Source organism: Aeromonas sp. 19NY04SH05-1 (genome assembly GCF_040581895.1).
GTDB classification, from domain to species: Bacteria; Pseudomonadota; Gammaproteobacteria; order Enterobacterales; family Aeromonadaceae; genus Aeromonas; species Aeromonas enteropelogenes.
On sequence record NZ_CP095328.1, the window covers coordinates 221736 to 239575 of the forward strand.

A 17840-nucleotide genomic window follows, 5' to 3' on the forward strand; every position below is an offset into this window, starting at 1 on the left:
CTGAAAGCCGGCTTAAGGCTTGTAGATTATTGCAGCGCGACGAGCCATACCGTCAATCCTGCTGTGTCACCGGCCGGCGGCTGCCGCTGCGCAGCCCGTCCAGACTGAACAGCACCAGGGCGCTCCAGATGAAGGCGAAGGTGACCATCTTGTCCAGCGCCAGTGCCTCGCCATACAGGGTGACCGCCAGGATGAACATCAGGCTGGGCCCTATGTACTGGAAGAAGCCCAGGGTGGAGAGCTTGAGCCGGGTCGCGGCGGCGGTGAAGCAGAGCAGGGGGGCTGTGGTGACCACGCCGGCGGCGATCAGCAGCAGATTCAGGTGCCAGCTGTTTTCGGTCATATGGCTGGTGGGGCTGTCGGCAATACCCCACAGATAGAAGGCGGCCGGGGGCAGCATGATCAGGGTCTCGATCAAGAGGCCGGTGAGGGCGTCGAGGGCCAGTTTCTTGCGAATGAGGCCGTAGATGGCGAAGCTCGCCGCCAGCACCAGGGCGATCCAGGGCAGGGAGCCGAACGCGATGATCTGGATGGCGACGCCGATCGCCGCCAGCCCGACCGCCCACCACTGCAGGCGACGCAGCCTCTCGCTCAGGAACAGCATGCCGAGCAGCACGTTGAACAGGGGGTTGATGTAGTAGCCGAGGCTGGCATCCAGCATGTGGCCGTTGTTGATGGCCCAGATGAACAGCAGCCAGTTGCCGCCGACGGTCACCGAGGTGAAGGCCAGGGTGAGCAACACTTTGGGCTGACGCAGCACCGCCTGTACCTTGTGCCACTGGCGGCCGAGCAGGGTCAGCACCAGCAGCAGGGCGCAGGACCAGATCATGCGGTGGGTCAGGATCTCGGCGGCCGGTACGGCCGAAATCGTCTTGAAGTAGATGGGGGCCAGGCCCCAAAGGGTGTAGGCGCACAAGGCGTAGATGACGCCCTGGCGCTGAATTTGTTGCTGCATGCGGATACCCTTCACTGGAGAGTCGGATGCGAGAACGCATCGCAAAAAAACCAGTGTAGCGATCCTTTAGGAGGGACAGAAGCGAATAAATGGGGAAAGATGGATGGTGACGATATGTTTTACCGTCTAGCGGCCACCGCGCCGGATCTTGTCGACGTCCCGCAGCAGCCACAGCATCAGGGCGATGGCCGAGATCCAGGGGCCCCAGGTCACGTAGGCTTCACCATGCCCCAGTGCGAAAAACAGCAGGGGTAGGCCGATCACCAGAAACAGTACACTTCCCAGAAAAAATAACATTTTTATCTTAATATTTAACGACTTGCCTGTTTGATAATTATATCGATTGAGACGTGCGATGAAAGGGGAAAAATGAAAAAGGGGGTTTTAACCCCCTTTTGCGAAGATGGAAGCTGTTTCTGCGATTATTCCAGCTGGATCCAGGTACTTTTCAGCTCGGTATATTTCTCCAGCGCATGCAATGACTTGTCGCGCCCGTTGCCGGACTGCTTGAAGCCGCCAAACGGCATTGTCATGTCGCCGCCATCCCAGTTGTTGACGAACACTGTGCCTGCGCGCAGGGCGCGGGAGCCCTTGACCGCCTTGTTGAGATCCGCCGTCCAGATCGCCGCGGCCAGGCCGTAGTCGGTGTCGTTGCCAAGGGCGATCGCTTCCTCCAGGGTATCGAAGCCGGTCACCGCCAGCACGGGGCCGAAGATCTCCTCGCGGAAGATGCGCATCTCTGGGGTCACCTCGTCGAAGATGGTGGGCTCGATGTAGAAGCCGCCGCTCTCCTCGTTGGTGCGCTTGCCTCCCAGCAGCAGCTTGGCCCCCTCTTGCTGGCCGATATCGATATAGCGCAGTACCTGCGCCATCTGGATGTCGTCCACCATGGCACCGATGCGGGTGGTAGGGTCGAGAGGGTTGGCGGAGATCCACTCCCGGGCGTGGGCCAGCAGTCGCTCCATGAATTGCGGCTTGATGCTGTTTTGCACCAGCAGGCGGGAGGCGGCGGTGCACACCTCGCCCTGGTTGTAGAAGATGGCGCCGGCGGCGCTTCGGGCGGCGGCGTCCAGATCCGGCGCGTCCGCCAGTATGATGTTGGGGCTCTTGCCGCCGCACTCCATAAAGGCGCGCTTGAGGTTGGACTTGCCGGAACACTCCACCAGATGCTTGCCGATTTTGGTGGAGCCGGTGAAGGTGATGCAGTCCACGTCCATGTGCATGGCCAGCGCCTCGCCTACCGTGTGGCCAAAGCCCGGCAGTACGTTGAACACCCCGTCCGGAATGCCCGCTTCTTTGGCAATACCCGCGATGCGCAGGGCGGTGAGCGGGGATTTTTCGGAGGGTTTCAGGATCACCGAGTTGCCGGTGGCCAGCGCCGGACCCAGCTTCCAGCAGGCCATCACCAGCGGGAAGTTCCAGGGCACGATGGCGGCCACGACGCCGAGCGCCTCGCGGGTCACCAGCGCCAGCGCGGACTCCTCCACCGGGGCGACCTGATCGTAGATCTTGTCGATGGCTTCGGCGTTCCAGGCGATGCAGTTGGCGGCGGCAGGGGCATCGTAGCCCATGGCATCACCGATGGGCTTGCCCATATCCAGCGACTCCAGCAGGGCCAGTTCCACCAGATTGAGGCGCATCAGCTCGGCGAAACGCAGCAGGATCTGCTTGCGCTGTTTCGGCGACAGGCCGCTCCAGCGCTTGTCATTGAAGGCGGTGCGGGCAGCCTGCACCGCCAGTTCGGCGTCGGCGGCGTCGCAGGCGGCGACCTTGGTCAGCAGCAGGCCGTTGGCCGGATTGATGCAATCGAAGGTGGCGCCATTGATGGCGTCCCGGTAGCTGCCGTCGATGAAGGCTTGCGAGGGCAGGGTCAGGTGGGCGGCCTTGTGTTGCCACTGGGCCAGGGTCAGGTCACTCATGTTCACTCCTTGAACCGGTCTTAAGTCAGTTCCCGCGTATCAATATGCTAAACAACCCGCCACTTGTAAATCAATCCTGTAACAATTTCTTAAACACTGTTCCCTGCCGGGGGAGGCGCCGTCGTTTAGAAGCTGGCGGGGGTGTTGGCCGAGATCAGCACACACTCCTGTTCGCCCACGTTGCGAAACCGGTGCGGGGTGCGGCTGTCGAAGTAGTAGCCATCCCCGGCCGCCAGCAGGTAGATCTGCTCGCCGACCGTCACTTCGACTTCGCCGCGGATGATGATGCCGCACTCTTCCCCTTCGTGGCTCAGCATGTCGTCACCGGTGTCGGCACCCGGCGGCAGTATCTCCTGCAGCATGCCGATGGCTCGGTTGGCACGGCTGTGGCCCACCAGGCGGTAGCTGATGGGATGAGTGCCGAGATCCGGCATCTCGTCGGCGCGGAAGACCACCTCGGAGTCCATTTCTGTCTCGTCGGTGAAGAAGCTGGCCAGGGACATGGGAATGCCTTCCAGCACCTTGCGCAGGGAGGCGACGGAGGGACTTACCTGATTCTTCTCGATCTGGGAGATGAAGCCGTTGGTCACGCCCGAACGTTTGGCCAGCTCCCGCTGGGAGAGGGCGGCCTTGGTGCGAACCGCCTTGAGACGGTGACCGATATCCATCGATAGACACTCCTTGCTGTTTACTATTATTAAATTTGTGTTAAATATCTTATACCACCCTGCTCATGCCATCTAGCCGGGGTGACACCAGACAGGGCAATAATGAGCCCTTTTTTAGGAATTTAGGTGTTTAATTTAATAGGCGATAGCCGATAGTTGCTAAACACCTTAAGGATGAGGTGACCATGAAACCGATCAGCGACATCAATACCCCCTCCGACATGTCCGCCTTCTGGATGCCGTTCACCGCCAACCAGCAGTTCAAGGCGGCGCCGCGCATCCTGAAGTCGGCAGAGGGGATGTATTATCACTCAGAGGATGGCCGCAAGATACTGGATGGCACGGCCGGGCTCTGGTGTTGCAACGCGGGTCATGGTCGCCGCGAGATCGCCGAGGCGGTCTCCCAGCAGATTTCCCACCTCGATTTTGCCCCCACGTTCCAGATGGGCCACCCTCTGCCGTTCGAGTTGGCCAACCGGCTGGTGGAGATAGCCCCCAAGGGATTCGGCCACGTCTTCTATACCAATTCCGGGTCTGAATCGGTCGATACGGCGCTCAAAATCGCACTGGCCTGGCAGCGTGTCCGGGGTCAGGGGACCCGCACCCGGCTCATCGGCCGCGAGCGCGGCTACCATGGTGTCGGCTTTGGCGGCATCTCGGTGGGTGGCATTCCCGGCAACCGCAAATGGTTCGGTTCCCTGCTGACCGGGGTGGATCATCTGCCCCACACCCTCAACATCGCCAAAAACGCCTTCACCAAGGGACTGCCTGACGAGGATGTCACCCTGGCCGACGAGCTGGAGAAGATCGTTTTCTTGCATGACGCCAGCAATATTGCTGCAGTCATCGTCGAGCCCATCGCCGGCAGTACAGGCGTCATCATGCCGCCCAAGGGTTATCTCAAGCGCCTGCGGGAGATCTGCACCAAACACGGCATCCTGCTGATCTTCGACGAGGTGATCACCGGTTTCGGCCGCCTCGGCTCCCCGTTTGCTGCCCAGGAGTTCGACGTCATCCCCGACATGATCACCTGTGCCAAGGGGCTCACCAACGGCGCCATCCCCATGGGGGCCGTGCTGGTACAAAACCACATCTATGACGACATGATGGCGGCGGGCAAGGGGGCCATCGAGCTGTTCCACGGCTATACCTACTCGGGTCATCCGGTGGCTGCGGCCGCGGGCCTGGCGACCCTCGAGATCTACCGCAACGAGAACCTGCTCAGCCGCGCCGCCGATCTGGCGGGCTACTGGGAGGAGGCGGCTCATTCGCTCAAGGGCTGCAAGCACGTGAAGGATGTGCGCAACTATGGTCTGGTAGCGGGTATCGAGCTCGAATCCATGCCGGATGCGCCGGGCAAGCGTGCCTACGAGGTGTTTGTGCGCTGCTTCGAGAAGGGGGCCCTGATCCGGGTCACCGGCGACATCATCGCCCTGTCGCCGCCCCTCATCATAGAGCGCAGCCAGATCGACGATCTCTTTACCCTGCTGCAGGATGCCCTGCAGGCCCAGCCCTGATCCCGCCAATGGCCCCGCTTCGGCGGGGTCTCGAGCAGATTGGGCGCACCCAGCCATTACCCATCACGGAGGATACATGACATACAGGGTCAGCAATTTTATCAACGGCGTACGTCAGGAGAGTCGCAGCGAACGCCAGGGGGCCATCTTCAATCCGGCCTGTGGCAAGCAGCAGGGAAGCGTGGGACTGTCGAGCGCGGCGGAGTGCCAGGAGGCCATCGCTGTGGCCCAGCAGGCCTTTTCTGACTGGTCGCAGACCCCGCCGCTGGTGCGGGCGCGGGTGCTGTTTCGCTTCAAGGAGCTGATGGAGCAACACAGGGACGAGCTGGCGGAGCTCATCAGCCGCGAGCACGGCAAGGTCTTCTCCGACGCTCAGGGCGAGCTGACCCGCGGTCTGGAGGTAGTGGAGTTCGCCTGTGGCATTCCCCATCTGCTCAAGGGGGAGCACTCCCTCAACGTGGGGCGCGGGGTGGACAGCTACTCCATGATGCAACCGGTCGGGGTGTGCGCCGGCATCACGCCGTTCAACTTCCCTGCCATGGTGCCGCTGTGGATGTTCCCGGTGGCCATTGCCTGCGGCAACACATTTATCCTAAAACCATCCGAGAAGGATCCGTCCCTCTCCCTGCGCATGGCCGAGCTGCTCAAGGAGGCCGGCCTGCCGGACGGCGTGGTCAACGTGGTGAACGGCGACAAGGAGGTGGTGGACGTGCTGCTGACCGATCCGAGAGTCGGTGCCGTGTCGTTTGTCGGCTCCACCCCCATCGCCGAGTACATCTACTCGACCGCTTCGGCCCACGGCAAGCGGGTGCAGGCGCTGGGCGGCGCCAAGAACCACATGGTGGTGATGCCGGATGCAGACCTCGAGCAGGCGGTTTCCGCCCTGATGGGGGCAGCCTACGGGGCGGCCGGGGAGCGCTGCATGGCCATCTCGGTAGCCGTGGTAGTGGGGGATGAAACCGCCGATGCGCTGGTGGCGCGCCTCGCGCCGCTGGTGGAGAAACTGCGGGTCGGCCCCGGGCTGGGGCAGGCACAAGAGAACGAAATGGGCCCTCTCATCAGCCGCGAGCATCTGGCCAAGGTGCGCGGTTATGTAGATCAGGGGGTGGCCGAAGGGGCTCAACTGCGGGTCGATGGTCGTGGCTTGCAACATGAAGAGGGCTACTTCATCGGTGGCTGCCTGTTCGATCGGGTGAGCCCGGAGATGCGCATCTATCGGGAGGAGATTTTCGGCCCCGTGCTCTCCATCGTGCGGGTTCCCGATTACGAGACGGCGCTCAAGCTCATCAACGAGCACGAGTACGGCAATGGCACCGCCATCTTCACCTGTGACGGCGATACGGCGCGGGACTTCACGGCGCGGGTGCAGGTCGGTATGGTGGGGGTGAACGTTCCTATCCCCGTGCCCATGGCGTTTCACAGCTTTGGCGGCTGGAAGCGGTCTATCTTCGGACCGCTCAACATGCACGGACCGGATGGGGTGCGCTTCTATACCCGGATGAAGACGGTGACGGCACGCTGGCCCCAGAGTCTGCGCAGCGGTGCCGAATTCTCCATGCCGACCATGAAGTGACGTTCAGCCCCACTGCCATGGATTAACGCTTTGCCCCCGCAGGTCATGGATCTGCGGGGGCAACTTTGTAAAGGAATAACAGATGCGATTGGGTATTCTTGATTGTGACCGGCTGGATCCCGATCTGGTGGATCGTTTTGGCCCCGTTTACTCCGAGATGTTTATCAAGGGATTCCAGCCGCTGGCGCCTGAACTGGAATTTCGGGTCTGGTCGGCCCTCGATGGCGCATTGCCGGAAGATCTGCGCGAGTGCGATGCCTGGCTCATCACGGGATCCCGCCACGATGCCTACAGCGATGTTCCCTGGATCCAGGCACTACGCGACTGGATCCGTCGTGCTCACGACGCCGACGTCAAATTGGCCGGCGTTTGTTTCGGCCATCAGGTGATCGCCCAGGCGCTGGGGGGGGAGGTGGTGAAGTCTACCAAGGGGTGGGGGCTGGGGGTCTCGGTCCATCCCATGCTGGCTGATGCGCCCTGGATGGCGCCGGCGCGCGAGCAGATCCGCATCCTGGCGAGTCATCAGGATCAGGTCGCGCTGCTGCCTCCCGGAGCCACCCGGCTGGCGGGCAATGACTTTTGTCCCAATTTCATGTTTTTGCAGGGTGATCACATCGTCGCCATCCAGGGGCATCCGGAATTTTCGGTGGAGTACAACCGGGCGCTGATCGAGCGCCGGCGCGGTTTGCTGCCCGATGAGCGCTATCAACACAGCCTCTCCTCGCTGGAGGGGGAAGTGGATTCCGCCACCATGATGCAGTGGTTGTTGCAGTTTCTGGGGATCTTGCCGGTGCAGCCTGGCGAAGCCTGAGGCCGGTTTGTCAGCCTCCCCCTTGGAGTGCTAGATTTTGTAGCAAAATGAAGGATCAAGCGCTGCGATGTCGGCCATGAATGATACACTGGCCGCCCTTTGTGGCGGCCAGTTTGCCTGGCTTGAACGCCGCGCCAGCCTGAGAGGGTGAAGCCTTGAAACTACAGCAATTGAAGTACTTGATCGCGATCCGGGACCATAACCTCAATGTCTCGGTGGCGTCGGATGCGCTCTATACCAGCCAGCCCGGGGTCAGCAAGCAGATCGGCCTGCTGGAGAGCGAGCTGGGCGTGCGGATCTTCGAGCGCCGTGGCAAGCACCTGCACCGCATCACCCCGGTCGGGGAGGAGATCATCAAGTGTGCCGAGGCGATGCTCAACATAGAGAGCAAGATCAAGGCGATCTCCCGCGAGTATCTGGATCCGACCGTAGGCACCCTCAATATTCACACCACCCACACCATCGCCCGCTACCTGCTGCCCAAATCGGTCACCTATTTCACCAAGAAGTACCCCAAGATCTCGTTCCACCTCCATCCCGTGATGTCGGCCAGCAAGGAGCAGATCAGCAAGGGGTATTCGGATTTTTCCATCGTGGCTCACGAGATTGGCTTCGACAAGGAGCTCATCGCCCTGCCGGCCTACCTCTGGACCCTCTCCCTGGTGGTGCCGCAGGATCATCCGCTGGCCAGGGTGAAGAAGCCGACTCTGGAACAGCTCTGCCAGTACCCCATCCTCAGCTACGAGAGTGGCGCAACCGGCCGTCAGGTGCAGGATGACGCGTTTCAGGCTGCTGGCCTCTCGCCGAGCTACTACATGACGGTGATGGATGCGGGGGTGATTAAGCGTTACGTGGAGCTGGGCTTTGGCATCGGCATCATCTCGTCGCTGGTGGCCAACGATACCGACAGCCCCGGGCTGGTCTCTATCAATCTGGAGCACCTGTTCAAACCCTGCCCGGCGCAGATCTGTTTCAGCAAGAGCATCCTCTTGCAGAACTACATGTATGACTTCATCAGCTCCTTCTCGCCCCACCTCACCAAGGAGGTGATCCAGAATGTGATGCAGCAGCCGACCCAGGCGCGTATCGATGAGCTGATGGCCGGGGTGGAGCTGCCCATCTATTGATCCGGATCGGATCCTGCCCCTCTGCCGGTTGCACCTCTGGGCTGGCTGAGCTCTACTCTGGGTTCTGCCCGTGCCGTTTTCAGACTCGTCGTTAGAGGTCGCTATGTCCCGGATTCTGCTGCTTGCCAATCTCAACTGTGATCATGTGCTCTCCCTCTCCGAACCCCTGGTGGCCGGTGCCCGTCTGCAATATGTGGATCAGGGGCGCAGGCTGGGTGGCGGCGCTGCCAACACCGGCATCGGGCTGGTCTGGGCCGGTCATGAGGTGACCATCGCCTCTCGCATCGGGCTGGACGAGACGGGAGACTGGCTGCTGGAACAGGCGGCCGGTTACGGGCTGGATTGTAGCCACGTGGAGCGCTTCGGGGGCGAGACCGGCGAACTGCTGATCCTGGTGGATGCCACCGGCGAGCGCACCATCCTCAGGCGCCCCCGGCGCCCGGATCTGCCCGGCGACATGCCGCTGGAGGGGGTGGACTGCCTCTATGTGAACTATCCGGGCACCGCCATGGTGGGTTATATGCGCCAGATGCTCGGCAAGAGCTTCGTGGTAGCCCAGTACCCCAAGGGCGGGCAGGTGCGCCGCCCCTGCCACGTGCTGATCGCCTCCCGTTCCGATCTCGGGGAGGTGGGCGATCCCTGGCAACACGCCCGCCAGCTGGCCGGTGAACAACTGGCGTGGCTGGTGCTGACGGAAGGCAAGGCCGGCGCCGTGGCCATTCATGACGAGGAGCAGATCCGGGTGGCGGCGCGGCCCGTCTCCGTGGTCGATACCACGGGGGCTGGAGATGCCTTCGCCGGCGGCCTGATCCACGGGTTGGCGCGGGGCATGGCAATCGAGGAGGCTCTGCAGTGCGCGGTGGATTGGGGGGCCTTTGCGGTCGCCTCCGAGAGCTCCATCCCTTCCCTTGCCCTCAAGAAATGGCTGAAACAGCCCCACTGAAGTTCCCCTGACAAGGGGCGAACGCGAGAGCTGGTAGTGTGCCAAGTTCTGGAAATTTCCCCGCCATAATGCCACCAAACGCCGGGATAACCCGGCAAGTTTGCGATCAATCAAAGAAAGTGTCGATTTATGTGCATCTTCATCGACACCCGGTTGTGCTGCTCTTAACCTGTCATTCCGCAACTCAGATTAAGAGACAGGCCCGCACAGGCGACGCGGTTGTCTCCTGCCTCTTAGCTCAATGTTGTCGTCCTGATTTCTGGCTTGTAGTAAGAGGCAAGTGCGACCATGCAACTGACACGATTTACCGACTATGCCCTGCGTACCCTGACCTTCCTGGCCGTCCAGCCGAGCGATCGCCTGTCGACCATCACCGAAGTGGCCGACACCTTCGGTATCTCCCGCAACCACGTGGTCAAGATAGTGCACCAGCTCGGGATCAAGGGGTACATAGAGACGGTACGTGGCAAGCATGGCGGCATCCGCCTTGGCCGTGCAGCGGTATCCATCAATCTGCGGGACGTGGTGATGGACATGGAGCATGTGCTCTGTCCGGTCGACTGCAAGCGCGAGAACTGTCGCCTCTCCGGCGGCTGCCGCATTCAGGGGATCCTGCGTCGCGCCATGAACGCCTTCCTGGAAGTGCTGGGTGAGTACACCCTGGCCGATGCGGTACGCGATCCTACCCGTCTGTGCCACCTGCTGGGTATAGAACAGGAGTCCATCCTGGCGATGGCGTGATCCGAAACGGGAACGAACAAGACATAAGAGGGGCCCTTGCTGGCTCCTTTTTCGTATCAGCGGTTGCCCGGCTGGCGGATCAGGGTGATGGCACCGTGCAGGCAGGCCAGTCCGCAGGCGCCACAGCCGTCACACGCTTCCATATTGACGCTGACTCCATCGGCGGTGGCCTTGATCGCCTGCTGGGGGCAGGCATCTTCACACAGCAGGCAGTAGAAGCCCTGACGGGCCTGGCAGCTGGCCTCGTCGATCTGGACCCGGGTCTGCACCTGGCGTCCCAGCTGCAGGTCGAGGGCGCCGGTGGGGCAGGCTCTGGCGCAACTGCCACAGTAGCTGCACTGGCCGCATTCGAGATCCAGCACCGGGGTGCCGGCGATCGGGCTGCCTTGATATTTTTCCCGGGAGGCGGGTTTGAGCAGGCCGCGCGGGCATGCCTTGAAGCACTCACCGCAGCGGGTACAGAGGGAGAGATACTGGGATTCCTCGATGGCCCATGGCGGGCGTGCTTCCTGGCACACTACGGCGGGTGCGCGGGAAGCCTGCCAACCTTGTGTCAGCCAACGGAGGAAATAATGAGTCATGCCCACCCCTAATACCTATTAGGGGTTAATTTTATCGGAGTTTATGGACGCAAGCCAGAGAATCGCGGCAGTCAGGATCGCAAGGGCGGTTGCCCTTGTGTAAGCTAGGCGGGTCTTTTTGCGTGACTGAATGAAAACATATGTGGTTATTTCTCTGGCGTGCCTCCCTGCTGTATGTGTTTCCTCTGCTGATGTGGATCTACTGTCGCATCAAGGGTATCGAGTTTGTCGAGCTTGATACCGGCGTCAACATGCACAAGTGGGTGGTGCTGGCCGCCTATCTCCTCTATGTGGTGATCTGGTTGCTGGCTAACCGCTATCTTGAACTCTTTCTGCGTCAACGGAGTCGCAAATGATCGAGCCCGGGCTCTGGGAGATCCTGCTGCCTGCCGCCGTGCTGGCCCTGGGGATTGGCTGGCTGGCCGGACGCCGGGCCAGTGCCGCCCAAGCCAGGGAGCTGTTGCTGGCTCAGGAGCGTTATCAGGCGCTGCAGGATCGTTTCGACGAGCTGCAGGATGAGCGGATGCTGGGTCAGCAGAAGCTGGATCAGCAGCAGACCCTGTTGATTAAGCTCACCGCCCGTCTCAAGGATGCCGAGGCGACCCTGCGCAGCGAGCGGCTGGCTGCCGCCGAGAAGCTGCAGTTGCAGCAGGAAGCGGAGCAGCGCCTCAGCCAGCAGTTCGAAAATCTCGCCAACCGCATCTTCGAGCAAAACTCGGGCAACTTCCGCGAACTGAATCAGAACAGTCTCGATCTGCTGCTGACACCGCTGAAAGAGCAGCTCGAGGGTTTTCGTCGTCAGGTAGGGGAAACCCACGCTCAGGAAACGGCCCAGCGTCACAGCCTCAAGTTCGAGCTGGAGCGCCTTGCCGAGCTCAATGCCCGCATGACCGAAGAGGCGGCGGCCCTGACCCGCGCCCTCAAGGGGGACAGCAAGCAGCAGGGTAACTGGGGCGAGGTTGTGCTGGCCCGCATCCTGAGCGAATGCGGCTTGCGCGAAGGGCACGAGTACCACACCCAGGTCAATATCGAGGTGGACAAGGGCAAGCGCTATCAGCCTGACGTCATCGTCCACCTGCCGCAGGAAAAAGACATCATCATCGATGCCAAGGTGTCGCTGACCGCCTACGAGCGCTGGTACAACAGCGACGACGAGCTGGAGAAATCGGTCGCCCTCAAGGAGCATGTCGCCTCGGTGCGCAACCATATCCGCGAGCTGGGCCGCAAGGATTACCAGCAGCTTCCCGGGGTGCGTACCCTCGACTATGTGCTGATGTTCGTCGCAGTGGAGCCCGCCTTTCTCACCGCCCTCGAAGCGGATCCCTCGCTGGTGCGCTACGGGCTCGATAACAACATACTGCTGGTGAGCCCCACCAACCTGATGGTGGCGCTGCGCACCATCGAAAATCTGTGGCGCTACGAACGGCAGAACCAGAATGCCCGTCATATCGCCGAGCGCGCGGGGCGTCTCTACGAGAAGCTGCGGTTGTTTGTCGAAGAGATGCAGCAGATGGGCGGCAGCCTGCACAAGGCGCAGGAGAGCTATGACAAGGCGATGGGGCGGCTGGTCAATGGCCGTGGAAACCTGATTGCCCAGGCCGAGCGTTTTCGCGAGCTGGGGGTGGAGGTTACCAAGACCCTGCCCGAGCCGCTGGTGGAGCGGGCGCTGGAGCGTGATCAGGCGCGGGATTAATCGCTCACTTTCTTCGGCGTCAGCCAAGGCCCAACCATGAGCGCTATGCACTCCGAGGGAGGGGGATCATACGCGATGGCTTGCCAGCGTCTTCATTACCAGGGGAAATAGTCATGGCTGTTTTTTCAAAATAGCCAAGTAATTACCATCGTCCTCCTTATGACGTATTTCAGTGGAGAGGCCATATATTTCGCCCTGATGGCGCAATGTGTCCTGATCGATATCCAGCCAGCTGACGGTTTCATCAGTTTCACCGTTATATGCAAAGGAGAGTTTGCGTATTGTCGTCAGGTTGGTTGTGCCGTTGGTGGAATTCAGAATGAGCCGGCCATTTGCCGACAGATATTGATGGGCAAGAGAGAGAAAGCAAGAGAGCATGGGAAGGCTCCCCACCGCGCCTATGCTACGGCCCAAAAGCAACCATGTATCGAATTCTGCATCGAAACGGGCGGAAAAGATGTCCGCGTTGATGACCCTATTGACCCCTCTCCAATGCATCACTTCACAAGCCAATGGTGATATGTCCAACGCGGTCACATCGCGGCGATGCTTTTGCAGGAATAGCGAGTGTTCACCTGCCCCCGCGCCTATATCTAAAATACGTCCACAACACAGGGAAAGGCTAAACGATCAATGGCATAGTAATCTGCCGGTCGAAAAAATATCGATAATGGGAGACGGTATGATTCTTGTCCCTCAATATTAATTTGTAGCATCTCATTACCTTGATTCAGGTAGTGATCTCGTAGAGCCTTGCCGAATATATCCAGATTCTTTTCCATGGCTATGTTTCCCCTCATGCCAAACTCGGCCAAGATATCTCATGTTGTCGATATTGAATTTGTGGAGAGCACGATGTTTTTGAAACTATGAGTCGTCATAGCCAAATAAAAACGGCCCACTTCAGTGGGCCGTTTTTATATAAATGGGAAGCTGATCAGCGGCTGGCGGCGCGGGCGCTCAGCGCGGCTTTTTCGGCATCGCTCAGGAAGGCCAGGGTCAGGCCATTTTGCTGGGCGGTGCGGATCTCGCTCGCCGTCATGCCGGCGGCCGGGGCGGCTACATCGTATTCGTAGGGCAGATCGATGCCTTCCACCGCCGGATCGTCGGTGTTGAGGCAGGCCAGTACGCCGGCGGCCAGGAATTGGCGGATCGGGTGCTCGGCCAGGCTCGCCACCGTGGTGGTCTGCAGGTTGGAAGTGAGGCAGGACTCGATGCCGATGCGGTGCTCGGCCAGATAGGCCATCAGGGCCGGATCCTGAATTGCCTTGACGCCGTGGCCGATACGTTCAGCACCCAGCTCGCGAATGGCTTGCCACATGCTCTCGGGGCCGGCGGCCTCACCGGCGTGCACGGTGACGCGCATGCCGGCATCCCGCACCTGGCGGAAGTGATCGGTAAACAGCTCGCCCGGGAAACCCAGCTCGTCGCCAGCCAGATCGATGGCGACCAGCCTGTCGCGATGGGCCAGACAGGCTTCCAGCTCGCTGCGGCACTGTTCGGTGCCGAAGGTGCGGCTCATGATGCCGATGAGGTTGGTCTTGATGCCGAAATCGCGGCTGCCGGCGGCCACGCCGTCGATGACGGCTTCTACCACCCCTTGCGGGTGCAGCTTGTGGGCCATCGCCATGTAAGCGGGGCTGAAGCGCAGCTCGGCATAATCGATGCCGGCGCGCAGCAGATCTTCCACGTTCTCGTAGGCGACCCGGCGACAGGCGTCATAGTCGGCCAGCACGGCCACGCCCCAGTCCAGCTTCTTCAGGAAAGCGACCAGGCTCGGCTCGTTCTCGACGATCTGGACGTGGGGGCGCAGCGCCTCCAGTTCATCGGCAGGCAGCCGGATATTGTGCTGACGTCCCAGCTCGAGGATGGTCTGCGGGCGGATGTTGCCGTCCAGATGGCGGTGCAGGTCGGTCAGGGGGAGAGATCTGTCAATCATGATATCGCCTTCTTCGAGTCGGGGTTGAAAGCCTGCCATTCTAGGGGGGGCTTTCAAAAAAGATACCCCGTTTGAAATCAAACGGGGCTCTTGTTGCGCAATGATTTACCAAGGCGTGATGGGAATCGTTTTTCCTCTGGACTCAGGAGAGGTCTAGCTCTTTCAGCTTGCGGGTCAGAGTGTTGCGACCCCAGCCGAGCAGGCGGGCGGCCTCCTGCTTGTGGCCGTGGGTATGTTCCAGCGCCGTCTCCAGCATGATCCGTTCGAACTGGGGCATGGCATCCGCCAGGATATCGATCTCTCCCAGCGCCAGCTTGGCGGCCACCCACTCCTGCAACTGCTGTTGCCAGCCGCCGGACAGGGCTGGCTGGCCCGGCTCGGCGGTATTGGTTATGGGGGTGAGCAGCTCGGTGGGCAGGTCGCTTACCAGCACCTCCTGCCCTGAGGCCATCACGGTGAGCCAGCGGCAGACGTTTTCCAGCTGACGGACGTTACCCGGCCAGGGCAGGCGGCTGATGTAGGCCTGAGTATCTGAATGCAGGCTCTTGGCTTCTACGTTCAGCTCCTTGGCGGCGCGCAGCAGGAAGTGGCGGGCCAGCTGGGGGATATCCTCGCGGCGCTCCTTGAGGGCCGGAATATGGATGCGGATGACGTTGAGGCGATGGAACAGGTCTTCACGAAACTCGCCGTCGGCGACCCGTTTCTCCAGGTTTTGGTGGGTGGCGGCGATGATCCGCACATCTACCTGCACCGGCTGATGGCCACCGACCCGGTAGAACTGGCCATCCGCCAGCACCCGCAGCAACCGGGTCTGTACATCCAGCGGCATGTCGCCGATCTCGTCGAGAAACAGGGTGCCGCCGTCGGCTTGCTCGAAGCGGCCATGACGGATGTTGTTGGCGCCGGTGAAGGCTCCCTTCTCGTGGCCGAACAGCTCGGATTCGATGAGATCTTTCGGGATGGCCGCCATGTTGAGGGCGATGAAGTTCTTGTGGGCGCGCGGGCTGTGCTTGTGCAGGGCGTGGGCGACCAGCTCCTTGCCGGTGCCGCTCTGGCCGTTGATGAGGACCGAGATGCTGGAGCGCGACAGCCGGCCGATGGCGCGGAATACCTCCTGCATCGCCGGTGCCTCGCCGATGATCTCCGGGGTATTGCTCGCCTCCTGCTGGCGCGCCTTGCGCTTGGTGCGCTGCTCCTTGAGGTGATTCTCGGCGCGCCGCACCAGGGTCACGGCCTCGTCGATGTCGAACGGCTTGGGCAGGTATTCGAAGGCGCCGCGCTGATAGGCGTTGACCGCGCTGTCGAGATCCGAGTGGGCGGTCATGATGATGATGGGCAGATCGGCCTGACGGCGGTGGATCTGCTCCAACAGGCTGAGGCCGTCGATCCCGGGCATGCGGATATCGGAGAGGATCACGTCGGGGGAGCGCAGCTCCAGGGCATGGAGCAGTGCTTCACCATCGGCAAAGCTCTCGCAGGTGAAGCCTTCGCTGCCGAGGGTGCGCTCCAGCACCCAGCGGATAGAACTGTCGTCATCGACGATCCACACTTTGGCGGTCATGGTGGTCCCTTACTTGCGAAGCGGTAGAAAGATGGTGAATTCGGTGTGGCCCGGCCAACTGATGCAGTCGATGCGCCCCTTGTGCTGGTCGATCAGATTCTGGGCGATGGAGAGGCCGAGCCCCGTGCCTCCCTCCTTGCCGGTGATCATGGGGTAGAACAGGGTGTCGCGGATGGCATCGGGAATGCCGGGGCCGTTGTCGATGATCTTGATCTCCGCCGCGAGCCGGTAACGCTGGCCGTGGATGGTGATCTGGAAGGCGGTGCGGGTCTTGATGCGAATAAGGCCGGTCTGATCGCCGATGGCTTCGGCGGCGTTGCGCACCATGTTGAGAAACGCTTGCTGTAGTTGGTCCGGCTCCATCTCGAACTCGGGAATGCTGGGATCGTAATCTCGCTCGATGCGTACCGAGGGGGGCAGCTCCAGCTCCACCAGACGGCGTACCTGCTCCAGCACCGAGTGGACATTGTGCATCTGGTGGCGACCGGGGCGCTGGGGACCGAGCAGGCGATCGACCAGTACCCGCAGCCGGTCGGCCTGCTCGATGATGATGCCGGTGTATTCGCGCAAGGAAGGATCTGGCAGTTCCTTTTGCAGTAGTTGGGCTGCGCCGCGCAGACCGCCGAGAGGGTTCTTGATCTCGTGGGCCAGGCCGCGTACCAGCTCCTTGGCCGCCTGCTGCTGGGCGTGTTGCTGCTGTTCCTGGCTGATCTTCTTCTGCTGATCGATCTTGCGCAGCTCCACCACCAGGAGTCGCTGCTCGTGATCGGCCATGGGGGTAGCGCTGAGTTCCACCAGGCGGGGCTCCCCTTCCACCACCAGGGTGACTTCGCTATCGGTGAAGCCCTGCCCCGAGATGAGGCAATGCTTGAGCCGCTGCAGATCTAGGGAGATGTGCTCCAGCAGGTGGGGCAGTTCGATGCCGATCAGTCGCCGTTCACTGAGGGAGAGCAGCTGTTCGGCCGCCGGGTTGACGAATTGAATGCAGAGCCGCTCATCCATGAGGATCACGGCGGTCAGCAGATTATCCAAGAGTGTCTTGGCACTATCCGAGCGGGTTGGCACAGGTTTCTCCCTAAAACGGTGCTTTGCACCTGTAATGCACCGATATGGTGCATTGAGTTTACCCGCATCGGTGCGCTATATCACCCCTGATTGGCCTTCGGGGTGGGTTTGGGAGCCGCAGCCACACTCGCTCTATGCAGGTAAAAGGTGACTGGAGTGGATTTAGCAAGGATCGTACCGTCTTTGGCGAGCAGCTCGAGCTGCGCCTCGTGGGCACCGCGATCGAGGTTTTCAACCCGGATCGCCAGGCTGTTGCTGACGATGGGAGCGGCCTTGCCATCAAGTTTCAGGCGTACGTCATATTGCGTCGGCGGCTGGGGGGTGATCTGTCCCTGAAACACTATGTTGCCGGTGTTGTCGCGCAGGGTGCTGCCTTGTTCCGGTGATAGCAGCTCGATGACCAGCTTGGCGGCCTCCTGTTCTTTCTTGGCATCGGCGCCGGTCAGGGCGTTGAAGTTCTCCACCTGCACCGAACGGGGTGAGCTGCCGATGAGGGGGGCCGTGCGCAGATCGACCTCCTGGGCCTTCTTGCCGGGGGGCGGGGCATCCGTGTAGTGGGTCACGCCATTGCCATCAACCCAAGAATAAACCTTGGCGGCCTCGGCACCGGCAGTGATCAGCAACAGGGTGAGCGTCCATGCGATGTAGCTTCTGTTCATCCATCTCTCCTTGACGGTATTTTGCTTAATCCTATCAGAGAAAAAACCCGCCAGATGGCGGGTTTTGTCACGATTAGGCAAGCTGACC

General features: G+C 61.1%; 18 protein-coding genes. 8 read left to right on the forward strand and 10 right to left on the reverse strand.

Annotation, left to right across the window (positions count from 1 at the left end):
- Positions 1 to 52: 52 nt before the first annotated feature.
- The 4 genes from rarD to MRK42_RS01055 all read right to left on the reverse strand — a co-directional run bounded on the left by rarD (position 53) and on the right by MRK42_RS01055 (position 3542).
- A complete protein-coding gene (gene rarD / locus MRK42_RS01040; protein WP_042027126.1) occupies positions 53 to 955 on the reverse strand; it encodes an EamA family transporter RarD in 903 nt (300 codons plus the stop codon).
- Between the two features lie 126 nt (positions 956 to 1081).
- Positions 1082 to 1252 (reverse strand): hypothetical protein, encoded by a 171-nt coding sequence (locus MRK42_RS01045; RefSeq protein ID WP_167335337.1) that lies wholly within the window; start codon positions 1250 to 1252, stop codon positions 1082 to 1084.
- A 125-nt stretch (positions 1253 to 1377) separates the two neighbouring features.
- Positions 1378 to 2874: an aldehyde dehydrogenase gene (locus MRK42_RS01050; RefSeq protein ID WP_223379686.1), complete on the reverse strand. Its 1497-nt coding sequence runs from the start codon at positions 2872 to 2874 to the stop codon at positions 1378 to 1380.
- A 125-nt stretch (positions 2875 to 2999) separates the two neighbouring features.
- Positions 3000 to 3542 carry a cupin domain-containing protein gene (locus tag MRK42_RS01055; protein WP_026456339.1) on the reverse strand — a complete coding sequence of 181 codons (543 nt, stop codon included), beginning with the start codon at positions 3540 to 3542 and terminating at the stop codon, positions 3000 to 3002.
- 185 nt (positions 3543 to 3727) lie between these two features.
- On the opposite strand from MRK42_RS01055, the gene MRK42_RS01060 reads away from it, so the two are divergent.
- The 6 genes from MRK42_RS01060 to MRK42_RS01085 all read left to right on the forward strand — a co-directional run bounded on the left by MRK42_RS01060 (position 3728) and on the right by MRK42_RS01085 (position 10254).
- Positions 3728 to 5059 carry an aspartate aminotransferase family protein gene (locus MRK42_RS01060; protein ID WP_042072563.1) on the forward strand — a complete coding sequence of 444 codons (1332 nt, stop codon included), beginning with the start codon at positions 3728 to 3730 and terminating at the stop codon, positions 5057 to 5059.
- Positions 5060 to 5135: 76 nt separating this feature from the next.
- Positions 5136 to 6632, forward strand: coding sequence for a CoA-acylating methylmalonate-semialdehyde dehydrogenase (locus tag MRK42_RS01065; RefSeq protein WP_042072561.1), 1497 nt, complete (start codon positions 5136 to 5138; stop codon positions 6630 to 6632).
- 82 nt (positions 6633 to 6714) lie between these two features.
- Positions 6715 to 7443: a glutamine amidotransferase gene (locus tag MRK42_RS01070; protein WP_354688768.1), complete on the forward strand. Its 729-nt coding sequence runs from the start codon at positions 6715 to 6717 to the stop codon at positions 7441 to 7443.
- Positions 7444 to 7598: 155 nt separating this feature from the next.
- Positions 7599 to 8570 carry a LysR substrate-binding domain-containing protein gene (locus tag MRK42_RS01075; protein ID WP_042025300.1) on the forward strand — a complete coding sequence of 324 codons (972 nt, stop codon included), beginning with the start codon at positions 7599 to 7601 and terminating at the stop codon, positions 8568 to 8570.
- A gap of 103 nt (positions 8571 to 8673) precedes the next feature.
- The gene (locus MRK42_RS01080; protein ID WP_354688769.1) at positions 8674 to 9513 is read left to right on the forward strand and encodes a PfkB family carbohydrate kinase; all 840 of its coding nucleotides are present in this window, start codon (positions 8674 to 8676) and stop codon (positions 9511 to 9513) included.
- A gap of 288 nt (positions 9514 to 9801) precedes the next feature.
- On the forward strand, positions 9802 to 10254 hold the full coding sequence (locus MRK42_RS01085) for an Rrf2 family transcriptional regulator (protein ID WP_026456341.1): 453 nt from the start codon (positions 9802 to 9804) through the stop codon (positions 10252 to 10254).
- 56 nt (positions 10255 to 10310) lie between these two features.
- On the opposite strand, the gene MRK42_RS01090 is transcribed toward MRK42_RS01085, so the two are convergent.
- Positions 10311 to 10835 carry a ferredoxin-type protein NapF gene (locus MRK42_RS01090; RefSeq protein ID WP_201981862.1) on the reverse strand — a complete coding sequence of 175 codons (525 nt, stop codon included), beginning with the start codon at positions 10833 to 10835 and terminating at the stop codon, positions 10311 to 10313.
- Between the two features lie 140 nt (positions 10836 to 10975).
- Here MRK42_RS01090 and MRK42_RS01095 point away from each other — a divergent pair, with 140 nt between their 5' ends.
- Both MRK42_RS01095 and rmuC read left to right on the forward strand, forming a co-directional pair.
- Positions 10976 to 11191 carry a hypothetical protein gene (locus MRK42_RS01095; RefSeq protein ID WP_026456343.1) on the forward strand — a complete coding sequence of 72 codons (216 nt, stop codon included), beginning with the start codon at positions 10976 to 10978 and terminating at the stop codon, positions 11189 to 11191.
- Positions 11188 to 12528 carry a DNA recombination protein RmuC gene (gene rmuC / locus MRK42_RS01100; protein ID WP_042072552.1) on the forward strand — a complete coding sequence of 447 codons (1341 nt, stop codon included), beginning with the start codon at positions 11188 to 11190 and terminating at the stop codon, positions 12526 to 12528. Before MRK42_RS01095 ends, rmuC begins: the two co-directional genes overlap by 4 nt.
- A 111-nt stretch (positions 12529 to 12639) precedes the next feature.
- On the opposite strand, the gene MRK42_RS01105 is transcribed toward rmuC, so the two are convergent.
- The 5 genes from MRK42_RS01105 to MRK42_RS01125 all read right to left on the reverse strand — a co-directional run bounded on the left by MRK42_RS01105 (position 12640) and on the right by MRK42_RS01125 (position 17752).
- The gene (locus tag MRK42_RS01105; RefSeq protein WP_354689036.1) at positions 12640 to 13143 is read right to left on the reverse strand and encodes a class I SAM-dependent methyltransferase; all 504 of its coding nucleotides are present in this window, start codon (positions 13141 to 13143) and stop codon (positions 12640 to 12642) included.
- Positions 13144 to 13465: 322 nt separating this feature from the next.
- A complete protein-coding gene (add, locus tag MRK42_RS01110; protein WP_354688770.1) occupies positions 13466 to 14467 on the reverse strand; it encodes an adenosine deaminase in 1002 nt (333 codons plus the stop codon).
- A 142-nt stretch (positions 14468 to 14609) separates the two neighbouring features.
- Positions 14610 to 16028, reverse strand: coding sequence for a nitrogen regulation protein NR(I) (gene glnG / locus MRK42_RS01115; RefSeq protein WP_354688771.1), 1419 nt, complete (start codon positions 16026 to 16028; stop codon positions 14610 to 14612).
- A 9-nt stretch (positions 16029 to 16037) separates the two neighbouring features.
- Positions 16038 to 17093 (reverse strand): nitrogen regulation protein NR(II), encoded by a 1056-nt coding sequence (gene glnL, locus MRK42_RS01120; protein ID WP_042025293.1) that lies wholly within the window; start codon positions 17091 to 17093, stop codon positions 16038 to 16040.
- An 80-nt stretch (positions 17094 to 17173) separates the two neighbouring features.
- Positions 17174 to 17752, reverse strand: coding sequence for a DUF4124 domain-containing protein (locus MRK42_RS01125; protein WP_042025292.1), 579 nt, complete (start codon positions 17750 to 17752; stop codon positions 17174 to 17176).
- Between the last annotated feature and the right edge of the window lie 88 nt (positions 17753 to 17840).

What these genes read in the sequence shown, in the direction of transcription:
- MRK42_RS01080 (WP_354688769.1), top strand. Translation starts at nt 8,674, where the DNA reads ATGTCCCGGATTCTGCTGCTTGCCAATCTCAACTGTGATCATGTGCTC.
- rmuC (WP_042072552.1), top strand. Translation starts at nt 11,188, where the DNA reads ATGATCGAGCCCGGGCTCTGGGAGATCCTGCTGCCTGCCGCCGTGCTG.
- MRK42_RS01085 (WP_026456341.1), top strand. Translation starts at nt 9,802, where the DNA reads ATGCAACTGACACGATTTACCGACTATGCCCTGCGTACCCTGACCTTC.
- MRK42_RS01070 (WP_354688768.1), top strand. Translation starts at nt 6,715, where the DNA reads ATGCGATTGGGTATTCTTGATTGTGACCGGCTGGATCCCGATCTGGTG.
- glnG (WP_354688771.1), bottom strand. Translation starts at nt 16,028, where the DNA reads ATGACCGCCAAAGTGTGGATCGTCGATGACGACAGTTCTATCCGCTGG.
- MRK42_RS01125 (WP_042025292.1), bottom strand. Translation starts at nt 17,752, where the DNA reads ATGAACAGAAGCTACATCGCATGGACGCTCACCCTGTTGCTGATCACT.
- add (WP_354688770.1), bottom strand. Translation starts at nt 14,467, where the DNA reads ATGATTGACAGATCTCTCCCCCTGACCGACCTGCACCGCCATCTGGAC.
- MRK42_RS01055 (WP_026456339.1), bottom strand. Translation starts at nt 3,542, where the DNA reads ATGGATATCGGTCACCGTCTCAAGGCGGTTCGCACCAAGGCCGCCCTC.
- rarD (WP_042027126.1), bottom strand. Translation starts at nt 955, where the DNA reads ATGCAGCAACAAATTCAGCGCCAGGGCGTCATCTACGCCTTGTGCGCC.
- MRK42_RS01095 (WP_026456343.1), top strand. Translation starts at nt 10,976, where the DNA reads ATGTGGTTATTTCTCTGGCGTGCCTCCCTGCTGTATGTGTTTCCTCTG.
- MRK42_RS01050 (WP_223379686.1), bottom strand. Translation starts at nt 2,874, where the DNA reads ATGAGTGACCTGACCCTGGCCCAGTGGCAACACAAGGCCGCCCACCTG.
- MRK42_RS01045 (WP_167335337.1), bottom strand. Translation starts at nt 1,252, where the DNA reads ATGTTATTTTTTCTGGGAAGTGTACTGTTTCTGGTGATCGGCCTACCC.
- MRK42_RS01090 (WP_201981862.1), bottom strand. Translation starts at nt 10,835, where the DNA reads ATGACTCATTATTTCCTCCGTTGGCTGACACAAGGTTGGCAGGCTTCC.
- MRK42_RS01065 (WP_042072561.1), top strand. Translation starts at nt 5,136, where the DNA reads ATGACATACAGGGTCAGCAATTTTATCAACGGCGTACGTCAGGAGAGT.
- MRK42_RS01060 (WP_042072563.1), top strand. Translation starts at nt 3,728, where the DNA reads ATGAAACCGATCAGCGACATCAATACCCCCTCCGACATGTCCGCCTTC.